Here is a 20,013-nt window from a genome sequence, read left to right as displayed (position 1 = left end):
TATCACATAAAGAAATGTATAGTAATAATAGTTTTCCAATTCTTTTCATAATAATAGTAAAAAGAGGAAATATACTGCGAAATAAAGAGGATAATATTGTAAAATGGTGTAAGGAGGGGGAGGAAGGTATGCTAACGTGGATCATGATCGTTGTATTACTTGTAGTGATTACTGTAGTGGCAACGGTGTTAATTGGACGAAATGGTGATGCGAATTATAGTAAAGCAACAAAGGGGAATATTAAACGGCTGACAATGATTTATATTATACTAGCTGTCGTTTTAATCGTTGGATTAGGCGTGTATATTTATTTTAAAGGTTAAAAAAACTGAAAAAATATAAAAATCTAAAAATAGAAGTATGCTATAATATCAATATAGTTATTTGGTAATTAAGGAAAGGATTGGATGGAATGATTGAAATTACGAATGTGTCAAAAAGTTATAATGGGTCTACCTATGCAGTAAAAGATCTAAGTTTATCTGTGCCTAGTGGAGAAATCTTTGGATTTTTAGGGCCGAATGGTGCGGGTAAATCAACGACAATTAAGATGATTACTGGTATTCATGGGGTGGACAAAGGAACGATTACGATTAACGGTAAAGATATTATGAAAAATCCGATGGAAGCGAAAAGGACGTTTGGTTATGTTCCAGATAGTCCAGATATGTTTTTACGATTAAAGGGAATTGAATATTTAAACTTTATGGCAGATATGTATGAGGTGCCGAAAGAAGTACGCCAAGAACGAATCGAGTCTTTAGCGAAGAAATTTGATCTTTACAATGCGCTATCGGATCAAATTCAAAGTTACTCGCACGGTATGAGACAAAAAATCGTTATTATTGGTGTGCTCGTGCATGAGCCTGATGTATGGATTTTAGATGAACCGTTAACGGGGCTTGATCCGAAATCTGCATATATTTTAAAAGAAATGATGAGAGAACACGCGGATAAAGGAAAGATTGTATTTTTCTCTACACACGTATTAGAAGTAGCGGAAAAAATCTGTGACCGCGTCGCGATTATTAATAAGGGGAATCTTCAGTTTAAAGGGAATTTAGATGAAATGAGAGATCATTTTAAATCCAATGAATCACTTGAAAAAATGTTCTTGGAGATGACGGGCAATGAGTAAAATTTGGACGTTAACGAAAGTATTATTGAAATTAAATTATGCAGATTTCATAACAGATAAGAAGAAGAGATGGGCATATGTATTTTCATTTGCAGCCATTTTATTTGTCGGCTTTTTAATATTTGGTTCTATCACGCACGGAATGTATGAAGGGATGAAACAATTAGGGCAAGACCCAGGAATGATTATCGCAATGGGACTTGCGATTGCGAGTATATGGGTATTTTTAATGAGTATTACGAACATTTTAACTGTATTTTACTACAGTAATGATATTGAAATGTTACTACCCTTACCATTAAAACCAGCGCAAATTATTTCGGCAAAATTTTTAACAGTATTAATTACACAATACGTAATGAGTTCATTTATTTTACTACCAATCTTTATTACGTACGGGTTAAAAAGTGGCGCATTTATTACATATTACATATACATGATTTTTATTTACATACTCTTCCCGATTGTGCCGTTAGTATTAGCTTCGTTACTGATGACAGTTATTATGAGGTATACAAATATAGCGAAAAATAAAGACCGAGGAAATATATTTATCGGAATCGTAAGTATACTATTTATTGTAGGAATTAACGTATTTCTGCAGTGGAAAAATAAAAGTTCGTTTTCGGAAGGTGCAATTGCGGATTACCTTGCCAATAATCAATCCTCTCTTTTAGTACAAATGACAAATTATTTTCCAACTACATATTTTGGAGCAGTGGCGTTAGTAGAAAATGCAAATTGGAAGGGTCCTTTATACGTAATCATCTTTGCACTTATTTCATTTGTATTCTTTGTGTTGTTTTATTACATTGCAGAGCGTACATATTTAAAAGGGGTAATTGGCCTGTCAACGAGTACAGCAAAAAAAGAGGTCATTTCAGCAGAAGGCTTACAGAAATCAACGGTACAAAGTTCACATTTGAAAGCATATGTGAAAAAAGAATTTAAAACGTTATTCCGTACACCACAATTTTTCTTAAATTGTATCGTACAAACTTTCGTTATGCCGATTATGTTGTTCTTCGTTTTATTTGTACAAGATGGAAATTTAAAATGGATTACAGGTTATATTAATAATCCAAAATCAGCAGGTCTTGCAATTGGTGTTGGACTTTGTGCCTCTCTATTTTTAATGGGAAGTAACGTTATTGCAACAACTTCATTCTCACGAGATGGAAGTTCATGGTTTGTGAATCGTTATTTACCAGTAAAGGCTTCAGATATCTTTTTTGCGAAAGCGATAACGGCTTGGTTAATTAATGTGATCATTTTAGCAGTATTCGGTATTACGATGGCAGTTGTAGCGGGAATTTCTCCAGTATTTATGGTTCTTTGGTTCTTATTAAGTGCGAACGGTTTATTGTTAATTAATTTAATCGGTACACGCTGGGATGCACAAACTGCAGATATACATTGGGATACAGAGCAGAAATTATTTAAGAGCCGCTATACAACTTTGTGGAATTTTTTAGCTAATATTTTAATAGCTTTAGTTATTGTAGCGGGAGTAAGTCTATTATACTTCTTCCTTCAAGTAGGACTGTGGGTTATGTTTATTGTTTTATTTGTAATGTTTACGATAGTAAATTATATCTTTATTAAAATTTTAAAATTAGGTGCAGAACGTATATTGTCAAATATTGAATAAAAGGATAGATCCTCTGTATTCGTGCAGAGGATCTATCCATAGATGGAGGAGAAAAGGTGAAGAAAATAGCAATTGTAACAGGGGCAACTCGTCTGAATGGAATTGGTGCAGCTGTATGCAAGGTGCTTGCTCAAAAAGGAATAGACATTTTTTTCACGTACTGGTCTCAGTATGATAAAGCGATGCCATGGGGAATGCATGACAAAGAGCCCTTTTTGTTGAAAGAGGAGATTGAAAGTTTAGGTGTTCGATGTGAAATGGCAGAAATCAATTTATCGCAGTCATATTCGCCAAATCGTTTGTTTTATATGGTCTCAGAACGTTTAGGTGATCCATCTATTTTAATTAATAATGCAGCGTATGCTACTCATACGAGAATTGAGGAATTAAATGTAGAACAGTTAGATAAACATTATACAGTGAATGTTCGTGCTACTATGTTATTAAGCTCATTATTTATAAAACATTATGCACTGAAAGCGAGTGGCAGTATTATTAATCTTACTTCAGGGCAATCATTAGGACCCATGCCTGATGAACTAGCATACGTAGCGACGAAAGGAGCAATTGAAGCATTTACAAAATCAGTAGCACCAGTTGCGATGGAGAAGGGGATTACAGTGAATGCTGTTGATCCAGGACCGACGAATACAGGATGGATTACAGAGGAGCTGAAGCATCATTTAGTATGGAAGTTCCCGCAAGGTAAAGTAGGAGAATCGGCGGATGCAGCACGCTTAATTTCTTTTTTAGTAAGCGAAGAAGCAAAATGGATTACGGGGCAAGTCATTCATTCAAATGGTGGTTACTCATAAATATATTATGTTAACAATTGTTGAGAAACAAAAAAATAAAAGAAAATTTTATTTTTTTGTATAAATAAAATGTCAAGAAAGATAAAAATTTGATAGGAGAGTATATCGTCATATGAAGATAGTAATTCTTCATGTGACAATATACTCTTTTTCTTTTGTTAGAGAGAAGAAAAATGAAGTAGAAGAAACTCGAATATTTGAATTGTTTTATCAGTTTTTGTACGTATTATTATGAAGATTACTGTCGGAAAGATGGTAATTCATATGAAAAGGGATTTTTTAAGGGGAAATCGAATCGTAAAGGGGAGGATAAATTATATAAACATAGGGGGATTTATATGAAAATGAAAAAGGTCGCTATCGCATCGATAACAATTGGTACAATGCTTACTATGGCAGCTTGTAGTCCTTCAGCAGATAAAGAGAAAGAAAAGAAAGAACAAGTAACAGCGCAAAATGAAGGAGAAGCAAAAACGACAAGTGCAGATGAGACGTCAAAAACAACGAAAGATAATGAAAAAGAAACAAATACTTCTTCAAATGAAAAAACAGATAAAGATGCAAAAAATACGAAAGAATCATCAGGAACAGAAAGTAATGGTAAAACTTCAACTCAAAATGAGGGTGTGAAAACAAAAGAAAAAGAAACGACAGGAAAAACGAATGACCAAACGACTAGCGGAAAAACAACAGATCAAAGTACAAGTACAAACTCAAACGGAAAAACAACGAAAGATCCGAAGAAAAGCGTAGCTGTGAAAACAAATGTTAAAGAAGTTGCTGCATTAATTGAAAGCTTAGACAAGCAATTAGCTGCAAATCCTAAATTAGAAACAGTAAATAAACTTGGTAAACAAATTAATGAAAAGTGGGATGTAATCGAGAAAGAGTTAGAAGCATCACATCCAGCTGAATATAAAACAATCGGACAAAGTATGTATCCGTTAATTGTAGGAGCGGAGAAGGAAAAGATTGATGTTACTAAAATGAAGTCGTTAACGACGAAAACGAAAAAAGATTTAAATCAGTTATTAACGAAACTTTCGTAGTTTCAAAAGCCTACTTGTGTGAGTAGGCTTTTTTATATTTTTTGTAAAATCCTATTTATTTTCATTTTCAACTACGATACGAAATGAACCGTATGCTTGTTGACTTACATAATGATCTTCACGTACTTTATAAGGAAATGGGAATGCAACTAGTTGAAAATTACTTTCCTGATCCACTGAAGGTAATGTGAAATTGAAAATTTGTCTCGTTTCAGGTGCGACTGCAGTATAAAGGACTTTTTTATTATTAAATATTTGAACTTGTTCCCAATCTTTAAAGGCCACGATCGCATAAGTCATTTCATCTTTTGTTTCATTACCGTTAGATAGAGTTAATTTTTTACCTTCTCTTTCAGAAAATACCGTTTGTAATTTTTCTTCATTGTTCGTAACAAATAATGGTTCATAAAGACCATCTTTTAAAATAGTATTTGAATCTATAGGGGTGAATTTTATTTTTTCACTTTCTTCCTGAGAGGGATTTATTGAGTAGCGCATACTTAAAATCTCTTCTAATATAGCTGCTTTATTTAAGTCATTATCTTTTAACTTATATTCAGGTTTTTTAATTATTAAAAAGGCTAATTCACTTGCATTAGGAGAAGTGGGTAAAGAGATTTTCGTAGTAATTGAGCTATTTGGTTGCATATCGAAAGAATAGTATGATGTTTCATTTGCAGTATCTTCTATTATAAAAGGTTTTTGTTCGTAATCTTCTAGAACAATTAATGCATATTTTCGTTTTTCATCGATGCTATGTACGAATGATAATACTACGTTAATATTATTATTCTTATTAGTAATTTGACTGCCATTGTTAATATGTTGGCCTTGATTATCCTTCAATCCGTAAGAAATAGTGTTGGTTTGTTGCGCTCTCTTATTTTCTTTAGAAGGTGTATGTGGTTGTATGATTGAAGTATGGAACAAAACATAAATTATAAGTAACGAAATAAGTACAACGCTGATAATAATATACATTTGTTTCATAAATAGCACCTCAATATATTTAAAATATAAGAGAAAAAAGATATGCAAGATGCATATCTTTTTTCTCTTTCTTACCAGGAAGCTTTTGTTTCGTGATTCACATCATTATAACCATTCAATTTATAGGTATGATTACCAATAGCATAACCATCTCCATAATAAACACTTGTGTTGGTCGCTGTAGCACTTACATAAGTTGAGTTTTTTGCACTATTACTTTTCGTATTCACTAATGATCCGTCGCCATTGAAAGTTCTTGCTTTTGCATAAATATAGTCTTCGGTCGTAGTTGATTTCGATTTAGCAACTGCATAGGGGTTACCGAAAAAGGGAGTATACACGCTAATGTTAGAGTCATTCTTAGGTGCAGCTGCAACAACCAAACTAGGAACAGTAGATGCTTTTGTTGATTGAACTGTATCATAGTCAACTAAAACAGGCTGCTTGTCTGCAGCACCCACCTCTGAAGCACTTGCGTGATTAGTAAAACCAAAACCTAAAACCGCTAACCCTAAAGTTGTCACCGCTAAAGATTTTTTCATATTCACTAATTTTCCCACCTTTTAAAATTTTTGAGTTCGAACTCAATTCATACAATATAGGAAAATTTTGAAACTCTCAATAACTTGTCCCATACTTAACTTTTCTTTTACTTTTGATCCAACATTTCTTCATTTGTAAAAAATCGAATATCTCTTCTAATGCTTAGCTAGCAAGGGAAACAGGTTTAACTTTATGAAGTTCGTGTAAATTTAAATCTATTCATTTCATGAGCTCTGTTATTTTTAAGGTTATGTGGGAAACTTATTTAAAAAAGGATGGTGATAAAAATGACAATCGATCGAGTTTGTACAATTGGGCCAGCAAGTAATAATAAAGAAACGTTAGCGCAGTTAATAAACAATGGTATGAAAATAGTGCGGTTGAATTTATCACATGGCACGCATGAAAGTCATAAAGATATTATTCGTTTAGTGAAATCGTTAGACGATTCTATTAAAATTTTAGGCGATGTACAAGGTCCTAAAATAAGGTTAGGTGAAGTAAAAGGAGAACAAATTACACTTCAGGCGGGAGATTCTTTTATTTTACATACGCAACCAGTTACAGGGAGCAATAGAGAAGCAAGTGTTGATTATGAAGGAATTGGGAATGACGTGAAAGTTGGCAGTAGAATTTTAATTAATGATGGAGAAGTTGAGTTAATTGTTGAAACGGTAAGTGCGGATAAAATAGAAACAAAGGTCAAAACAGGTGGTAATATCTCATCTCATAAAGGGGTGAACTTACCTGGGGCAATCGTTAGTTTACCAGCCATTACAGAGAAAGATAAAAAAGATATTCAGTTTCTTTTAGCAGAGGATATTGATTTTATCGCATGTTCTTTCGTACGGAAACCTAGTCATATAAAAGAAATACGAGATTATATACAACAGTACAAAGAAACATCACCTAATGTAATTGCCAAAATAGAAACGATGGAAGCCATCGAGAATTTTCAAGATATATGTAAAGAAGCAGACGGAATTATGATTGCAAGGGGGGATTTAGGAGTAGAGTTGCCGTATCAATTTATTCCGCTCTTGCAGAAAATGATGATTCAGGAATGTAATCGAACGAATACATATGTTATTACAGCGACACAAATGCTTCAATCAATGGTAGATCATTCTATTCCAACAAGGGCTGAGGTGACTGATGTGTTTCAAGCTGTACTGGACGGAACGAATGCAGTTATGCTTTCTGCTGAAAGTGCATCAGGCGAGCATCCAATTGAAAGTGTAAAAACATTACGTCTCGTTTCTGAATTTGCGGAGCATGTGAAAAAAGACGGGCCTTTTGTGATGAAAGAAGTACTGGAATTACTGCATAGATCTTTCGGTGATTGATGAATAAAAAAGAGGGCGGATATGCATCCCCCTCGTGTTTTTCATTCATATTAATCTTGCTCTTGCTCATCCAAAATCTTATCAAAAGCAGCAGATACTTTGTCAAACTCTTCGTCATTTTCAATGTATGAAAACTCATTATCTTCTTCTACTTTTAAAAAGAAGATATCAATGTCTTCCTCAGTTTCTGTTTGGATATCTTCAACAAAGGCAACTGCAATATATTCTGCACCTTCGACATCCATCGCTCCAAGTACTTCTACTTCCTGATCCTCATTATTCTCATCACTAAGAGTAAACACTTCGCCAACTTCAATATCAGACATATTCATTCTCCTCCTGTTCGACTCTAAAAATAGAGCACTCAAACTGTATACATACTAACATATCTTTCCATGAAAAACCAAATTCATACTAAAGAAAAACAACTGATTCTTCTTTAGTATGGGTATCCAGCTATAAGGAGCATTATTTTTTGCGTGCTATGTTACTAAATCCATTCAACAATTGTATCCGTAGTCTGTCTTGTTTTATCACGCTTTGGCTCTTCTTTACGGTAACCAAAGGCAACCATAACAGATACTTCAAGATTATCGCCCTGTATAATGCCTTCTTGACGAAGTAAAGAATCTACTTTCTCTTTATCAAATCCTTCTATTGGACAAGAATCAATGCCAATTTGAGCTGCACTCGTCATCATATTACCTAAAGCAATATAAGATTGCTTAGATGCCCAATCAAATACAGCACGATCGGATTGTAATAAGTTAAAATCTGTTTCCTGGAACTTTTTGAAGAATTCATATCTAATTTTTTGAGTGTCTTCAGGCAATCCAATAATATCGTTCATCATATATTTAATATACTCTGCATCATAATGCATATCTTTAATGTTTCTTGAAAGAACAATGACAAAGTGACTTGCTGTTGCAAGTTGCCCACCAGCGCCCCATGAATACGGTTGTAGTTTTTCTCTTAATTCTTTATTTTGCACGACAACAAATTTCCAAGGTTCATATCCAAAAGAAGAAGGAGATAATCTGCCTGTTTCTAAAATAAATGTAAAATCCTCTTCTGAAATTTTGTGCATAGGATCGAACTCTTTACATGCATGTCTGAAATGAAAAGCCTCCATAATTTTCTCTTTTGTAATTTGTTTTGTATTTGTCATAAAAGTTCCTCTTTTCGTTAATTTATTTTTGTAAGTAAATTATATTTTTAAAGTAACATAGATACAAGTACGCACATTTATGTGGTATAGTATCAAAAAAGATACTATTGGTAAGGGAAGGGATTTATTATGGATTGTTCAAACGAAAATAATATAAATTACCCATTTTTAAATAAATATTCTTGTCCAGTGGAAGCGATGGTCGAGGTCATTGGAGGGAAATGGAAAGGGGTTATTTTGTATCATTTATTAGATGGTACAAAGAGGTTTAATGAATTAAAAAGATTAAAACCTAATATCACACAAAGAATGTTAACACTGCAGCTTAGAGAACTCGAAGCAGATGGTATCATACATCGTGAAGTGTACCGTGAAGTGCCTCCAAAAGTAGAATATTCGTTAACCGAGCTTGGTGAATCACTTCGTCCAATGATTCTATTAATGATGGAATGGGCAACTCATAATATGGAGAAAGTTTTGGAGAGTAGGAATACGAAAAATAATAGTTAATAGGTAAAGTGCTATAGTAGAGACGGCTATGGATTTTTCTTGAATTGTTAGTGGGGTTGGAAAACATGTAGTATAAAGAGAACCGGATGAGAAGTAATGTTAAGAAATAACATTATTGCACTGCTGAGTCATCTTTTCTTAGGCGTAGGTTTTATGCCATTTGGTTTGGACATTTTATTATAGAAAGATTAAGAATATCCACTTTTATATCAAGTGATTTCTGTAATAGCTATTGAAGGATGGCCGCAAATTTAAATTGTTCAACCTGCTATGATTCATACACTTCTTTTGTGTTCGTAGAAATAGCATCTAATAAAAGGAAAACGGCTGCTATCATATGTAGAACGATGTCTATATAAGGAAAGAAGGCAACGAGAGTAACGATAATACCGATATAATGAGGGTACGTATTCATGCCTTCTTTTTTAGATAATAAAATAGTAGTGATATGTAAAGCAATCAATAGTAGTAAAGGTATCCCATTTAGGTTAACAAGACTTGGAAATAAATAATAACAAGGAAGTAAGAAAAGATGATAGATCCCTGTGGTCCACTTTAGTGATTGTATGTAAATTTTCAAAGTAAATCCTCCTAAAATCATTCATATGTATATATTACCAAAGATAATAGATGATTGGATATTAAATACTTGTGGTTTTTAGTGGAATATAATTATTTTATGTAAACTAATTGTTTCCTTATCTTTAAAATAGAAAAACCACCCAAACGAGGGTGGTTCGTATTATAAATAACTATTTAAAGAAGAAAGGGGAACCTTCACTTCACTACCTTCCTTCATATTCCGCAGCATAACGGTTTCTGTACTAAGTTCTTCTTCCCCAATAATAAGCACATAAGGGATATTCTCTTTATTTGCATAATTAAGGGCACGTTTTAATTTGCGGCCTGCTAGTTCGAGTTCAACTTTTAAGGAAGTGGTAGCACGTAATTGCTGGGCAATTTGTAAGCATTGTAATTCTGTCCCGAGTGGGATGATAAATACATCCGCTGTAGATGATATCGTTTCTTTCTGCGATAGTGCTGTATAAATAACGTCTAAACCGAATGAAATACCGACTGTTGGATAGCTTATATTATCACCACGGAATGCCCCAATAATATTATCGTATCGACCGCCGCTACCAATGCTGGATGTAATTGAGCCGTCTTTTAGAAAGATTTCATATACGGTGCCTGTGTACATTGTAAGTCCTCGCGCTAAAAATGGATTGAATATAGCATTCTCATTTATTCCAAGAGCGATTAAATATTGCTGTAATTGTTGTAATTCGTTTACTCCATCAGCAACGAGTGGAGTATTGAAAGCGTCTTTAAAGTCAGCAATTGTAAGCTCTAGACAAGATAAAACGGTATTACATATCGTATCAGCCATTTCTTCAGAAATTCCGCGCTCTAACACATCTTTTCGTACACCATTAATCCCAATCTTTTCGATTTTGTCTAATGATAAAATGACGTCACTTGTTCGTTCAGTAGGGATGTTAATGGACTCGAGAATACCATTTAACAATTTTCGGTTATTATATTGGATCGTTACTTCTAAGTTTAACGTTCGGAACAGTTCAAACGCCATGCTCATAAGTTCCGCTTCTGCCATGACTGATTCTACACCGACTATATCAACGTCACATTGAATGAACTCACGAAATCTTCCTTGTTTAATTGGTCCATCTCGAAAGACTTTTCCAATTTCATACCGCTTAAAAGGAAGGCGGATGTTCGGATTCATTGCTACGACTTTTGCGAATGGAATTGTTAAATCATAACGTAAGGCAAGGTCGCGTTTTCCTTGATCCTGAAGCGTATATATTTCTTTTAATATTTCATCACCACCGCCGTACTTGTAAGACATAAGCTCATACATATTTAACGTTGGTGTTTCTAACGGTTTACATCCGTATCGTTCAAACGTGTCTTCACAAGTTCTTTTCATTTTATTTCGCAACACTTGTTCCTCTGGTAAATAGTCTTTCGTTCCTTTTACATTTTTCATTTCCATTGTAATCACTCCTTTTTAAATTAAAAAAAGCTATGCAGGTATAAAAATACCCACATAGCTTTATGAACGCTTCGTGGGTCAACAGGAAAAGCCCTGTACCCACGAAGAAAAATTTTTCTTCGGATACACGGCATTACGTATGATGATGAAGTTGGAAAGAAGTATTAACATTTCGCATGACAAATCTCTCCTTAACATAAGTTTTTCCAAATTATATCAGATGATTTTTGAATTATCAATATTTTTAGTTTTGAAATATACGTGAAGTTATGTAGGAGAAATGGAAAAGAGTGTATAATAAAACTTAATAATATGAAATAACCTTTTAAGGAGAGCGCTATGAAAAAAGATAAAACAAATGCGATGCGAATATTAGATAAAGAAAAGATCGAATATTCGATGATGTCATATGATCCGGAAGACGGAAAAATTGATGGTGTATCAGTAGCTGAGAAAATTGGACGTGAAGTGAGAGAAGTATATAAAACGTTAATCGCTCAAGGGAATAGTAAAAATTATCACGTGTTTATCATCCCGGTAGATGAAGAGCTAAATTTAAAAGCTGCTGCAAAAGCAGTAAGTGAAAAGAAGATTGAAATGATTCCTGTTAAAGATATTACGAAAGTGTCAGGATACATTCGCGGTGGTTGTTCACCAGTCGGAATGAAGAAGTTATTTTCAACATGTATTGATGCGACTGCTCAATCGCTTGAAACAATCATTGTAAGTGGCGGGAAGATTGGTACACAAATTGAGCTGAATGTAAATGACTTGGCGAAAGTGACGAGAGCACAGTTTGGTGAGATAACGAAATAATGATACATAGGGGAAAGAAGTTTTAGTTTTATTAAGTTTAGATACAGATTTTAGGATAATTAGTCCGTTATGAGGGCGGATTATCCTTTTTATCTACGTAATAATACGTTATGTTAATCGATTATGTATACAATATTCAACCGAAAACAAACAACATATCAACTCTATAAAATAGTAAAATAGGGAAAAATATATTTTAAATAATACCTTTAGAAACCACTATTTATTACATAGGGGTTTCCGAAAAAAGTGAAGTAAAAAGGGAGGGGCATAAGTGAAATATATTAATGGATTGTACATATCACTTATATTGATGATGTTCATTAATTTACTTAATATTACAATGTTTGATAATAAATACTCAGGGATAACAATGTACCTTTCTTCCGTTATATTCATAATTGGAAGTGCTTTTTTCGGAAGTGCAAAACGGCTTAAAATGAGTGAGGAAAAATAAATCACTTAGGAGGTGACAATCATTAATGAAACAACAAGAACAAGTTATCTTTCGTGAGGTTCAGCGATCTCCAATTTGGGTATGGATACTCATACTAGGAATTGCCATGCTGATGTGGTATGGATTCATTCAACAAATTATTCTTGATACCCCGTTTGGAGATAAACCAGCCCCTAATGGGGTACTAATTGTTTTGTGGTTGTTTTTCGGGATTGCCCTTCCTGTATTAATGCTTGGTGTATTGAAACTGATCATTGAGGTCCGTGAAAAAGGTCTTTATGTTCGTTTTGTTCCTTTTCATTTTCAATATAAGCAGTACCTTTTCAAAAATATACATCATTATGAATGCATTACTTACAGTCCACTAAAACGATTTGGGGGATGGGGAATTCGTTTTAACCTTAAGAATGAAAAAGCCTATAACATGAATGGAAATAAAGGTATAGAGTTAAAGTTAAAATATAACACAGTGGTAATCGGCACTCAAAAACCAGACGAATTAAAAAAAGCGCTGGACTCAGTACAAAAAGTATAATGAAAATTAAACTTCAACAAACGAGCGCAATTCAAGAATTTAAAGTAGGTATACCTACTTTAAAAATCATTTACATTTACTTCCGATATCGATAATTATGTAAATCAACGTGGTTATCAAGTCGGAGGAAGGCACCTTAGGGTGTCTTTTTTTATAGGATAGCATCAACAAAACACGAATTCCGATATAAAATAAGCCGTTAAAAAAATATTGTTCGACTAAATGGCATTGTAGAAGAATTAAATAGTAATTGTATAATGATTTGAATATTATACATTGAAAATAACAACTAACTTTCCGGAGGTGAACCCATATGAATAAATATAGTGTTTTTTCACTTGCCACTTTGGTAATCTTCATTGTTTTATTTTATACAATGTTTAGTGGTTTGTTGTTGAGATTAGGTAAACCATTTCTAGGACTACCATTAGGCAAACCATTTATTATTTCAATGTTTCTGTTCCCATTATTAGGGATTTTTTCGGGATTAAAAGCCAAAAAAGGCTTAATGAAATGGCTACTTATAATACTTAATTTTATTGCAATTTGTATAATCGGGTATATTTTATTACTTGCTTACGGTATTGCTGAAAACTAATTAAAATAAAAGTGAATAAGTCGTGGTTAACAAAAGAATATGATAAAAAGAAAAATAGGATAAAATTCAACTTCCGCAATCGAGAATTATGTAAAAAAGTTAGCATGAATCTAGTTTTTTCTTTTTTGATCACGGGTATTTTAGTCTCTTTGTTTATCATATTTTGAATGTATACTTTTGTTTAATGTTTCGAGGATATCAGGATATTTTACGTGAGGTCAATGTTTATGAGGATTTGAAAGTAAACTAATATTCAAAAGTATACATTTGAAAATGCATAATAAAAAAACAGTAGTGATTTTATACACTACTGTTTTTTTATTGTTTCTTGCAAGTGAATTATTTATATTCCTGTCTATATAATTTAAACGAATAAATAGCTCCAATAAAAAATACAAAAGCTTCAAATAATATAAAGATTTGACGGGAATTCTCAATATCTTTACCAACTAAAGAAATAAATATAGCATTCATTAGAATTTGAGTAGTAAACATACGAGAAGTAATTTTTAAATAAATAGCATTTGTTCTTTCATCTGGTTTACCAATTTTTTTGTAAATAATAATAAGTGCAATTACTGAACCAAAAAATAGAAGTGCTGTAAGTCCTACAACGATATTGAAATTGCCTGTACTTTCTAACATCCATTTATTTAATAGATCAATCATTAGTATCTTCCTTTCCTACATAAGAGAATATTTCGTTCTTCTTTTTCACTATAATAAAAAAAGAAAAAGGAAAACATCGAACTTTCTTACAAACATTCGTGTATTCTTACAGTTTTGTCATTTTGTAAATGTATTCATCGCCTTGCCTTTCGCTATTTTCTTTGGAAAACATAGTGAATTACGAGAAAGAGCGCTACAAAATCAACTTCCAAGAAGTAGTGCACTAAACCTTTTAATTAATGCAATTAGTATGTGGAATACTATTTATTTAAGTGAAGAAATAAAAGCTTTGAAGAAAAAAGAACAATTTGATGAAGAATTATTAAAACATAGTTCTTCAGTAGGGTGGGAACACATTAACTTTCTAGGAGAATACCGATTTAGCAAAAGAGAAAGTGCACCAGTAGATTTTCTACAACCACTAGAAACAACTAAACAGTAAGAAACCAATGATCTCTTAGCGTACGAAATTCACGTTTTGTTGGTGCTACCCCATCGCTATCAAGCTAAGCTCATACAACCTCAATTATAGTAGAGGTTGTTTCTTTTTTCTAAAGGCTACGTGTAGGGAATTTAAAGATTTGAATACGAAATAAACCCTAACGGGGTTCGACCGAGATATATGTAAAAACAAGTTATATATTTACATTTATTTCCACAGGTGGTTTATTTGGAATAAAAAGACTGTTTTGTCTATTGCAGGTTAATCCTAATCATCCACTGTTTCGTTATTGAAGACACTGTGTTTCGATTGTGTGATTAGGGTGTACAATAATACGTTAAGATATAGTAGAGGTATCGCCAGCATTTCGGAAAAACCCACGTTAAGCAAAAAATAAAATAAGTTGTCCAGAAGGAGCAACAGGAGGAACAGGTAACGTTATTTACATGTTTTATGATGAAATTTATGAATGAAATCTGGAACCAAATTTAAGCAAAATAAAAAACACCTGTGAATTTATGTCCCTTATAGATTATGAAATTAATCTATGAATGTGATATAAGGACTTGCTGTTTATATTTTTTTATTTTTTAGGTTCTTTTCTTATACTTGTTTGTTTACTAATTCATAGGTTATAGGGTGTAAGTGGGTAAGATAGGGTGATATAAAAATGGGTAATTTTAAAAAGAAATTTGAAATTCCGTGTGAGTGTTTCTTCCCCCCTATACCTCCACCTCAAGTTGGACCAACAGGACCAACAGGACCAACAGGACCAACAGGAGCGACAGGACCAACAGGTAATACAGGAAATACCGGACCAACAGGACCGACAGGTAACACAGGAAATACTGGACCAACAGGACCGACAGGAGCTACAGGGATTACAGGACCTACGGGACCAGCTGCTACGGCATGTTGCCCATGTACGAATCTTCTTGATAACCCTGGATTTGATGAACCTGCAACACCAGGCAACCCAGTTCCAGGATGGATTGTAACGGGAAATATTTCAGAAGTAGGATTTCCAAATGCGCACAGCGGTCGTTTTCTTCCAAATGGAACCCTTAGTACCCTAGCTGTTTCTATTGGACCTGGAGGAATTATGACTCAATCTGTTGATGTGGGAGAAGGTTGTTGCTTTACTCTTTCTTTTGCTGGGGATATAAGAGACGGAGCACTCCTTGTTGCTTCTGTATCGTTTCCAGAACTTGGTCAAGGATGTCCGCCTAACCCCACAACGCTTGGACCATTAAACATTCCACACATTGTACCTGTTGCAAATCAACAACAAGCTGGTTTCCAACATTATACTCTTGTTGCGTGTATACCTGCCGGTGTAACTACAGCATGTGTTAGTTTCCAAAACTTAGCTACAGGTGGAGAAGGAGCAGTAGCTTTTGTTGATAATGTTGTATTCCAACCTACTGGTGGACCATGTACTTCATGTTCGCAAAACTTCTAATGTATTGGTGTGCTTACTCCTATATCCATTTTATTAAACAAACAAACAAACATTATTACGAAAATTCTATTAGCGTGAATTTCCCCCTAATAGAAGATATGAAAAACAAGAAATTCCAAACGAAAAGAGTAGCTAATAAGCTATTCTTTCTTTTTATTTTCTCTTCTTTTTTGGATTTTTTGATACGTCTTCTCTGTTACATTATCGAAAATCAAATCTGCCACTTCTTCCCCTATGCTTTTCACTAATTCTCCGTATTCAAGATACTCTTTTCCGTCCTCTTCGTGGAAAAGAAAAGCTAATTTATTTTCTTCATACACATCCGAATATTCTTCTTTGATATGTTGAATAGAGCAATAGACATACTCATGGATTTCAACAACCTTTATGTTGAAGGGACTATAGGTTCAGCAGATGTTTGGAATAATGAAGTGGATAGAATGAAATAGTTCCATACAAAATACGGTACATCTGTAGAAGAAATGGAAGGCGCTGCAGCAGCGCAAATCGCAAAAGCGTATGACGTACCATTTTTAGGAATTCGAGTGTTATTTAACAATAAAACAAACGGAGGAAAATACAATCCAAATACAGCAGCGGCAAATCAAGAATATGTATATGAAGTAGTTAAAAAATATATAGGTTCTATGCAAAATAAGTAGTAGTTCTATTCCAACATAAACGTCAAGAAATCCTAATGGTTTCTGAGACGGGTAGATTTATCTTAGGAATGGTAGTTGAAAAAGAAAAGCTTGTTTCTTATAAAAATATAAGAAACAAGCTTTTTTATTTAAAATAAATTGGGTAATTAAACTATAACATCAATGTGTATCGTAGAATATCATAATAATATAATGGAGGTGATGTTATATGGCTCTTACTACAGGACCAATTGAAAACGTAGGAAATCAACCTGCTAATGCAAATAGAGTTAGGGTGAAGATCCTTAACCGTACTGCGGGCCCACTTACTGGAGTAGCTAGAGTTTTTAGACTTGACGGTTCATTAGTATTAATTGAACAGGTAAACTTCAATGTGAATTCTAATGCTTCTACTTTTGAAACTCTAAGTTTAGTTCATCCTGCTTTTGGACAAGCATTTGAATATGAAGTTCAAATTGTTCCTAATCAACCTGGTGGACTATATAGTGTTTATGGACTAACAGCTGAAAGTGTTATCATTACTGCACAACGTGTTGTGAACTCAGAATTGACACAGTTTCTTTAATTAAAATAGATTGGTGCCTACATGGTATCCAATCTATTTTTGTACTTATTCTTCAGAGGAGGAAGGGTTTTACACCAAAAAAATAAAGACAATTATAGAAAAAGGAAAAGTCGAACTATCATCTTAATTTTTATTCAAAATGTTTTTTGAACGATTTATCAAATATGCATAATTGCATAAAAAAATTGAAATTTATCATTTCCCGACAGAAAACTGCCACCTCAAGGAATGGGTAGGACATGGTCCAATGAGTAGGTGGGAGCTGAATGACGGTTAGGAAAAAGCCTAAAGGTTCTTTTTGGTGAAGAATCAGTATGAGGTACCGGTATTCTAATCAGTTCGTTCCTATAGAAAGAAAATGTTATAGCTCCGAGGCATTTTTACATCTACGAAATGGTTTCATTGTAAAATTTCTTTCATTTGTATATTTTTTTGAAAGGGACAGAGGACTTTCGACAAAAAAGAAGAAATGATACGTGATTAGTATTTTTTGCTACATCATGATATCGTTCTCATGCATATCGTGAAAAAGATTTTAAACAAATAAAAAAAGGAAGTGAGGTGAAAAGCGATGCTTATCCATAAAGCGTATCAGTTTCGGATCTATCCTAGTTTAGAACAAAAAATAGCTATTACGAAAACAATTGGTTGTTCACGATTTGTATTTAACTACTTTTTGGAAAAGTGGAATGATAGATATAAAGAAACAGGAAAAGGGTTATCCTATGGCACTTGTTCTTCGCAATTACCTACTCTCAAAAAAGAATTTGTATGGCTAAAAGAAGTGGACAGTATCGCTCTTCAATCTTCTCTTCACAACCTCGCTGACTCGTATGCAAGATTCTTCAAAAAACAAAACAAAGCACCTCGGTTTAAATCGAAGAACAATAAAGTCCAATCCTATACAACGAAACATACAAATGGAAACATTGCGATTATAGATAATAAATTGAAGTTACCGAAACTTGGTCTTATCAAATTTGTCAAAAGTTGTGAGGTAGAAGGACGAATTTTGAGTGCTACTGTCAGAAGGAATCCAAGTGGAAAATATTTTGTCTCGATTCTTGCTGAAGCAGAAGTACAAGAATTACCGAAGGCCGATTCCGCTGTTGGTATAGATGTTGGTGTGAAAAACTTTGCTATTCTTTCAACGGGTGAGGTATTCGGTAATCCAAAATGGTCTCGGGTATTAGAAAAGAAACTCGCTCATGCCCAGCGTATTCTATCTAGACGTACAAAAGGCGGAGCGAATTGGCATAAACAGCGAATTAAAGTCGCCCGTATTCATGAACGAATCAAAAATGCAAGAACGGATTACTTGCAAAAACTCTCTACAAGGATCATCAAAAACCACGATGTGATTGGGATAGAAGATTTGCAAGTATCGAATATGTTACAGAATCACAAACTAGCGAAAGCGATTCAAGAAGTATCATGGTCACAATTCAAAGCGATGTTGTTGTATAAGGCACGCTGGTATGGGAAACAAGTGATTGTGGTGTCGAAAACATTCGCTAGTTCGCAAACTTGTTCGCATTGCGACTACAAAAATAAAGATGTGAAAAGCCTGAACCTGCGTGAATGGAAGTGTCCTTCTTGCGGTATGTATCATGATAGAGATGTGAATGCAGCGGAAAATTTGAGAAAAGAGGCCATAAGGCTACTAACCGTAGGGATTACGGGGATTGCCTACTCATAAAACTGAGGGATACCTTGGTGTTCGTAGGAATCCCTCACTTCAAACAGCTCGTTAGAGTGTTAAGTGGGGGTAGTTCAATTTAGGTACTGCATCTCTATCATTCACCGATATCATACACGGTGAAGTAGCTTCTGCATCACTACAAGAGATTACTGTAAAAAGCTATGACGATACATATTATAATAATGCAATAGGAAAAACGGGTTTAGAATTAAAGAAGGAACTTCATAATATTATTGATGATCACACAAAGTTATCATACAGTGCGGTTTGGGAAGCGCTAAGAGATACTGATGAAGATCCAAATAATAAAAATAATGTGCTACTCTTATATACTGGGCGTTCGCAAGGGAAACTTACGAATGGTTCAGGAGTTGATAATTGGAACCGAGAGCATGTTTAGGCAAAATCTCACGGTGATTTTGGAACGACTGCAGGAGCTGGAACAGATTTGCATCATTTAAGAGCGACGGATGTATCTGTAAATAGTTCACGTGGAAATTTGGATTTTGATAATGGTGGTGTGAATCATTCGGAAGCGACAGAATGTAAATACGATAGTGATTCTTGGGAACCTCGTAATAGTGTAAAAGGAGATATCGCTAGAATGCTATTTTACATGGCTGTTCGTTATGAAGGAGACAACGGCGAAATAGACTTAGAATTAAATGAAAAGGTGAATAACAATAAAGATCCATACATGGGCAAACTATCCGTTTTACTAAAATGGAATGAACAAGACCCGGTAGATGATTTAGAGCGAAAGCGTAATGAAGTGATTTTTACGAAATATCAACATAATCGTAATCCTTTTATTGATCATCCGGAATGGGTAAATAAAATTTGGAAGTAAAATACTTAAAGGTATTTTACTT

23 protein-coding genes and 3 pseudogenes are annotated in these 20,013 nt (G+C 33.9%); 18 read left to right on the top strand and 8 right to left on the bottom strand.

Going from position 1 to position 20,013, the window contains the following annotated elements:
* Positions 1 to 128 precede the first annotated feature (128 nt).
* The 6 genes from KZZ19_RS16035 (at position 129) to KZZ19_RS16010 (ending at position 4,653) form a co-directional block, all read left to right on the top strand.
* Positions 129 to 323: a hypothetical protein gene (locus KZZ19_RS16035; RefSeq protein WP_000958865.1), complete on the top strand. Its 195-nt coding sequence runs from the start codon at positions 129 to 131 to the stop codon at positions 321 to 323.
* A gap of 89 nt (positions 324 to 412) precedes the next feature.
* Positions 413 to 1,138, top strand: coding sequence for an ABC transporter ATP-binding protein (locus KZZ19_RS16030; RefSeq protein ID WP_088097066.1), 726 nt, complete (start codon positions 413 to 415; stop codon positions 1,136 to 1,138).
* The gene (locus tag KZZ19_RS16025) at positions 1,131 to 2,789 is read left to right on the top strand and encodes a putative ABC transporter permease subunit (RefSeq protein ID WP_237980840.1); all 1,659 of its coding nucleotides are present in this window, start codon (positions 1,131 to 1,133) and stop codon (positions 2,787 to 2,789) included. Before KZZ19_RS16030 ends, KZZ19_RS16025 begins: the two co-directional genes overlap by 8 nt.
* 56 nt (positions 2,790 to 2,845) lie before the next feature.
* Entirely contained in the window at positions 2,846 to 3,604 is a 759-nt protein-coding gene (locus tag KZZ19_RS16020) for an SDR family oxidoreductase (RefSeq protein ID WP_088097064.1), read from the top strand.
* A gap of 112 nt (positions 3,605 to 3,716) precedes the next feature.
* A complete protein-coding gene (locus KZZ19_RS16015) occupies positions 3,717 to 3,839 on the top strand; it encodes a hypothetical protein (protein ID WP_348638000.1) in 123 nt (40 codons plus the stop codon).
* A 103-nt stretch (positions 3,840 to 3,942) separates the two neighbouring features.
* Entirely contained in the window at positions 3,943 to 4,653 is a 711-nt protein-coding gene (locus KZZ19_RS16010; RefSeq protein ID WP_237980841.1) for a hypothetical protein, read from the top strand.
* Between the two features lie 51 nt (positions 4,654 to 4,704).
* Here KZZ19_RS16010 and KZZ19_RS16005 read toward each other — a convergent pair whose 3' ends face one another.
* Positions 4,705 to 5,643 (bottom strand): hypothetical protein, encoded by a 939-nt coding sequence (locus KZZ19_RS16005; RefSeq protein ID WP_237980842.1) that lies wholly within the window; start codon positions 5,641 to 5,643, stop codon positions 4,705 to 4,707.
* A 71-nt stretch (positions 5,644 to 5,714) separates the two neighbouring features.
* Positions 5,715 to 6,191: a XoxI protein gene (locus KZZ19_RS16000; protein WP_237980843.1), complete on the bottom strand. Its 477-nt coding sequence runs from the start codon at positions 6,189 to 6,191 to the stop codon at positions 5,715 to 5,717.
* Between the two features lie 270 nt (positions 6,192 to 6,461).
* Here KZZ19_RS16000 and KZZ19_RS15995 point away from each other — a divergent pair, with 270 nt between their 5' ends.
* A complete protein-coding gene (locus KZZ19_RS15995) occupies positions 6,462 to 7,532 on the top strand; it encodes a pyruvate kinase (RefSeq protein WP_237980844.1) in 1,071 nt (356 codons plus the stop codon).
* Positions 7,533 to 7,582: 50 nt separating this feature from the next.
* On the opposite strand, the gene KZZ19_RS15990 is transcribed toward KZZ19_RS15995, so the two are convergent.
* Complete coding sequence (locus tag KZZ19_RS15990; protein WP_098267525.1) at positions 7,583 to 7,864, bottom strand: DUF1292 domain-containing protein; 282 nt, start codon at positions 7,862 to 7,864, stop codon at positions 7,583 to 7,585.
* Positions 7,865 to 8,022: 158 nt separating this feature from the next.
* Positions 8,023 to 8,703 (bottom strand): NAD(P)H-dependent oxidoreductase, encoded by a 681-nt coding sequence (locus KZZ19_RS15985; protein WP_237980845.1) that lies wholly within the window; start codon positions 8,701 to 8,703, stop codon positions 8,023 to 8,025.
* 129 nt (positions 8,704 to 8,832) lie between these two features.
* On the opposite strand from KZZ19_RS15985, the gene KZZ19_RS15980 reads away from it, so the two are divergent.
* On the top strand, positions 8,833 to 9,213 hold the full coding sequence (locus KZZ19_RS15980) for a winged helix-turn-helix transcriptional regulator (protein WP_000340656.1): 381 nt from the start codon (positions 8,833 to 8,835) through the stop codon (positions 9,211 to 9,213).
* A 268-nt stretch (positions 9,214 to 9,481) separates the two neighbouring features.
* Here the strand turns inward: KZZ19_RS15980 and KZZ19_RS15975 are convergent, their stop codons facing one another.
* Positions 9,482 to 9,793, bottom strand: coding sequence for a hypothetical protein (locus KZZ19_RS15975; RefSeq protein ID WP_237980846.1), 312 nt, complete (start codon positions 9,791 to 9,793; stop codon positions 9,482 to 9,484).
* 162 nt (positions 9,794 to 9,955) lie between these two features.
* Positions 9,956 to 11,233: a histidine--tRNA ligase gene (locus KZZ19_RS15970; protein ID WP_237980847.1), complete on the bottom strand. Its 1,278-nt coding sequence runs from the start codon at positions 11,231 to 11,233 to the stop codon at positions 9,956 to 9,958.
* 339 nt (positions 11,234 to 11,572) lie between these two features.
* Here KZZ19_RS15970 and ybaK point away from each other — a divergent pair, with 339 nt between their 5' ends.
* The 4 genes from ybaK (at position 11,573) to KZZ19_RS15950 (ending at position 13,639) form a co-directional block, all read left to right on the top strand.
* Entirely contained in the window at positions 11,573 to 12,049 is a 477-nt protein-coding gene (gene ybaK, locus KZZ19_RS15965; protein WP_098344129.1) for a Cys-tRNA(Pro) deacylase, read from the top strand.
* 274 nt (positions 12,050 to 12,323) lie between these two features.
* Positions 12,324 to 12,506 (top strand): hypothetical protein, encoded by a 183-nt coding sequence (locus KZZ19_RS15960; RefSeq protein WP_098815522.1) that lies wholly within the window; start codon positions 12,324 to 12,326, stop codon positions 12,504 to 12,506.
* 25 nt (positions 12,507 to 12,531) lie between these two features.
* The gene (locus KZZ19_RS15955; RefSeq protein WP_237980848.1) at positions 12,532 to 13,041 is read left to right on the top strand and encodes a DUF6141 family protein; all 510 of its coding nucleotides are present in this window, start codon (positions 12,532 to 12,534) and stop codon (positions 13,039 to 13,041) included.
* A gap of 313 nt (positions 13,042 to 13,354) precedes the next feature.
* Positions 13,355 to 13,639, top strand: coding sequence for a hypothetical protein (locus tag KZZ19_RS15950; RefSeq protein WP_237980849.1), 285 nt, complete (start codon positions 13,355 to 13,357; stop codon positions 13,637 to 13,639).
* Positions 13,640 to 13,978: 339 nt separating this feature from the next.
* Here KZZ19_RS15950 and KZZ19_RS15945 read toward each other — a convergent pair whose 3' ends face one another.
* Positions 13,979 to 14,308, bottom strand: coding sequence for a 6-aminohexanoate hydrolase (locus KZZ19_RS15945; RefSeq protein ID WP_348637999.1), 330 nt, complete (start codon positions 14,306 to 14,308; stop codon positions 13,979 to 13,981).
* Between the two features lie 139 nt (positions 14,309 to 14,447).
* Here KZZ19_RS15945 and KZZ19_RS15940 point away from each other — a divergent pair.
* Positions 14,448 to 14,750, top strand: a pseudogene (locus KZZ19_RS15940) (Tn3 family transposase); the annotation flags it as partial.
* A 670-nt stretch (positions 14,751 to 15,420) separates the two neighbouring features.
* Positions 15,421 to 16,212 (top strand): collagen-like protein, encoded by a 792-nt coding sequence (locus tag KZZ19_RS15935; protein ID WP_237980851.1) that lies wholly within the window; start codon positions 15,421 to 15,423, stop codon positions 16,210 to 16,212.
* 140 nt (positions 16,213 to 16,352) lie between these two features.
* On the opposite strand, the gene KZZ19_RS15930 is transcribed toward KZZ19_RS15935, so the two are convergent.
* Positions 16,353 to 16,532, bottom strand: a complete 180-nt coding sequence (locus KZZ19_RS15930; protein ID WP_237980852.1) for a hypothetical protein — start codon at positions 16,530 to 16,532, stop codon at positions 16,353 to 16,355.
* Between the two features lie 69 nt (positions 16,533 to 16,601).
* On the opposite strand from KZZ19_RS15930, the pseudogene KZZ19_RS15925 reads away from it, so the two are divergent.
* The 4 genes and pseudogenes from KZZ19_RS15925 to KZZ19_RS15910 form a co-directional block, all read left to right on the top strand.
* Positions 16,602 to 16,874 (top strand): annotated as a pseudogene (locus KZZ19_RS15925) (5'-methylthioadenosine nucleosidase); the annotation flags it as partial.
* A 208-nt stretch (positions 16,875 to 17,082) separates the two neighbouring features.
* Complete coding sequence (locus tag KZZ19_RS15920) at positions 17,083 to 17,439, top strand: ATPase (RefSeq protein ID WP_088097049.1); 357 nt, start codon at positions 17,083 to 17,085, stop codon at positions 17,437 to 17,439.
* 571 nt (positions 17,440 to 18,010) lie between these two features.
* Positions 18,011 to 19,138 carry an IS200/IS605 family element RNA-guided endonuclease TnpB gene (gene tnpB, locus KZZ19_RS15915; RefSeq protein ID WP_237980853.1) on the top strand — a complete coding sequence of 376 codons (1,128 nt, stop codon included), beginning with the start codon at positions 18,011 to 18,013 and terminating at the stop codon, positions 19,136 to 19,138.
* 109 nt (positions 19,139 to 19,247) lie between these two features.
* A pseudogene (locus KZZ19_RS15910) lies at positions 19,248 to 19,991 on the top strand (endonuclease I family protein).
* Positions 19,992 to 20,013: the final 22 nt, after the last annotated feature.

Origin of the sequence: Bacillus thuringiensis (assembly GCF_022095615.2) — a bacterium.
GTDB lineage: Bacteria > Bacillota > Bacilli > Bacillales > Bacillaceae_G > Bacillus_A > Bacillus_A cereus_AG.
Note: the sequence above shows the minus strand (reverse complement) of the source record. Positions and strands in the feature narration are given on the sequence as shown.

What these genes read in the sequence shown, in the direction of transcription:
- KZZ19_RS16030 (WP_088097066.1), top strand. Translation starts at nt 413, where the DNA reads ATGATTGAAATTACGAATGTGTCAAAAAGTTATAATGGGTCTACCTAT.
- KZZ19_RS16025 (WP_237980840.1), top strand. Translation starts at nt 1,131, where the DNA reads ATGAGTAAAATTTGGACGTTAACGAAAGTATTATTGAAATTAAATTAT.
- KZZ19_RS15945 (WP_348637999.1), bottom strand. Translation starts at nt 14,308, where the DNA reads ATGATTGATCTATTAAATAAATGGATGTTAGAAAGTACAGGCAATTTC.
- KZZ19_RS15990 (WP_098267525.1), bottom strand. Translation starts at nt 7,864, where the DNA reads ATGAATATGTCTGATATTGAAGTTGGCGAAGTGTTTACTCTTAGTGAT.
- KZZ19_RS15955 (WP_237980848.1), top strand. Translation starts at nt 12,532, where the DNA reads ATGAAACAACAAGAACAAGTTATCTTTCGTGAGGTTCAGCGATCTCCA.
- KZZ19_RS16015 (WP_348638000.1), top strand. Translation starts at nt 3,717, where the DNA reads ATGAAGATAGTAATTCTTCATGTGACAATATACTCTTTTTCTTTTGTT.
- ybaK (WP_098344129.1), top strand. Translation starts at nt 11,573, where the DNA reads ATGAAAAAAGATAAAACAAATGCGATGCGAATATTAGATAAAGAAAAG.
- KZZ19_RS15970 (WP_237980847.1), bottom strand. Translation starts at nt 11,233, where the DNA reads ATGGAAATGAAAAATGTAAAAGGAACGAAAGACTATTTACCAGAGGAA.
- KZZ19_RS16010 (WP_237980841.1), top strand. Translation starts at nt 3,943, where the DNA reads ATGAAAATGAAAAAGGTCGCTATCGCATCGATAACAATTGGTACAATG.
- KZZ19_RS16005 (WP_237980842.1), bottom strand. Translation starts at nt 5,643, where the DNA reads ATGAAACAAATGTATATTATTATCAGCGTTGTACTTATTTCGTTACTT.
- KZZ19_RS15920 (WP_088097049.1), top strand. Translation starts at nt 17,083, where the DNA reads ATGGCTCTTACTACAGGACCAATTGAAAACGTAGGAAATCAACCTGCT.
- KZZ19_RS16035 (WP_000958865.1), top strand. Translation starts at nt 129, where the DNA reads ATGCTAACGTGGATCATGATCGTTGTATTACTTGTAGTGATTACTGTA.
- KZZ19_RS15985 (WP_237980845.1), bottom strand. Translation starts at nt 8,703, where the DNA reads ATGACAAATACAAAACAAATTACAAAAGAGAAAATTATGGAGGCTTTT.
- KZZ19_RS15950 (WP_237980849.1), top strand. Translation starts at nt 13,355, where the DNA reads ATGAATAAATATAGTGTTTTTTCACTTGCCACTTTGGTAATCTTCATT.
- KZZ19_RS15995 (WP_237980844.1), top strand. Translation starts at nt 6,462, where the DNA reads ATGGTGATAAAAATGACAATCGATCGAGTTTGTACAATTGGGCCAGCA.
- KZZ19_RS15935 (WP_237980851.1), top strand. Translation starts at nt 15,421, where the DNA reads ATGGGTAATTTTAAAAAGAAATTTGAAATTCCGTGTGAGTGTTTCTTC.
- KZZ19_RS15980 (WP_000340656.1), top strand. Translation starts at nt 8,833, where the DNA reads ATGGATTGTTCAAACGAAAATAATATAAATTACCCATTTTTAAATAAA.
- tnpB (WP_237980853.1), top strand. Translation starts at nt 18,011, where the DNA reads ATGCTTATCCATAAAGCGTATCAGTTTCGGATCTATCCTAGTTTAGAA.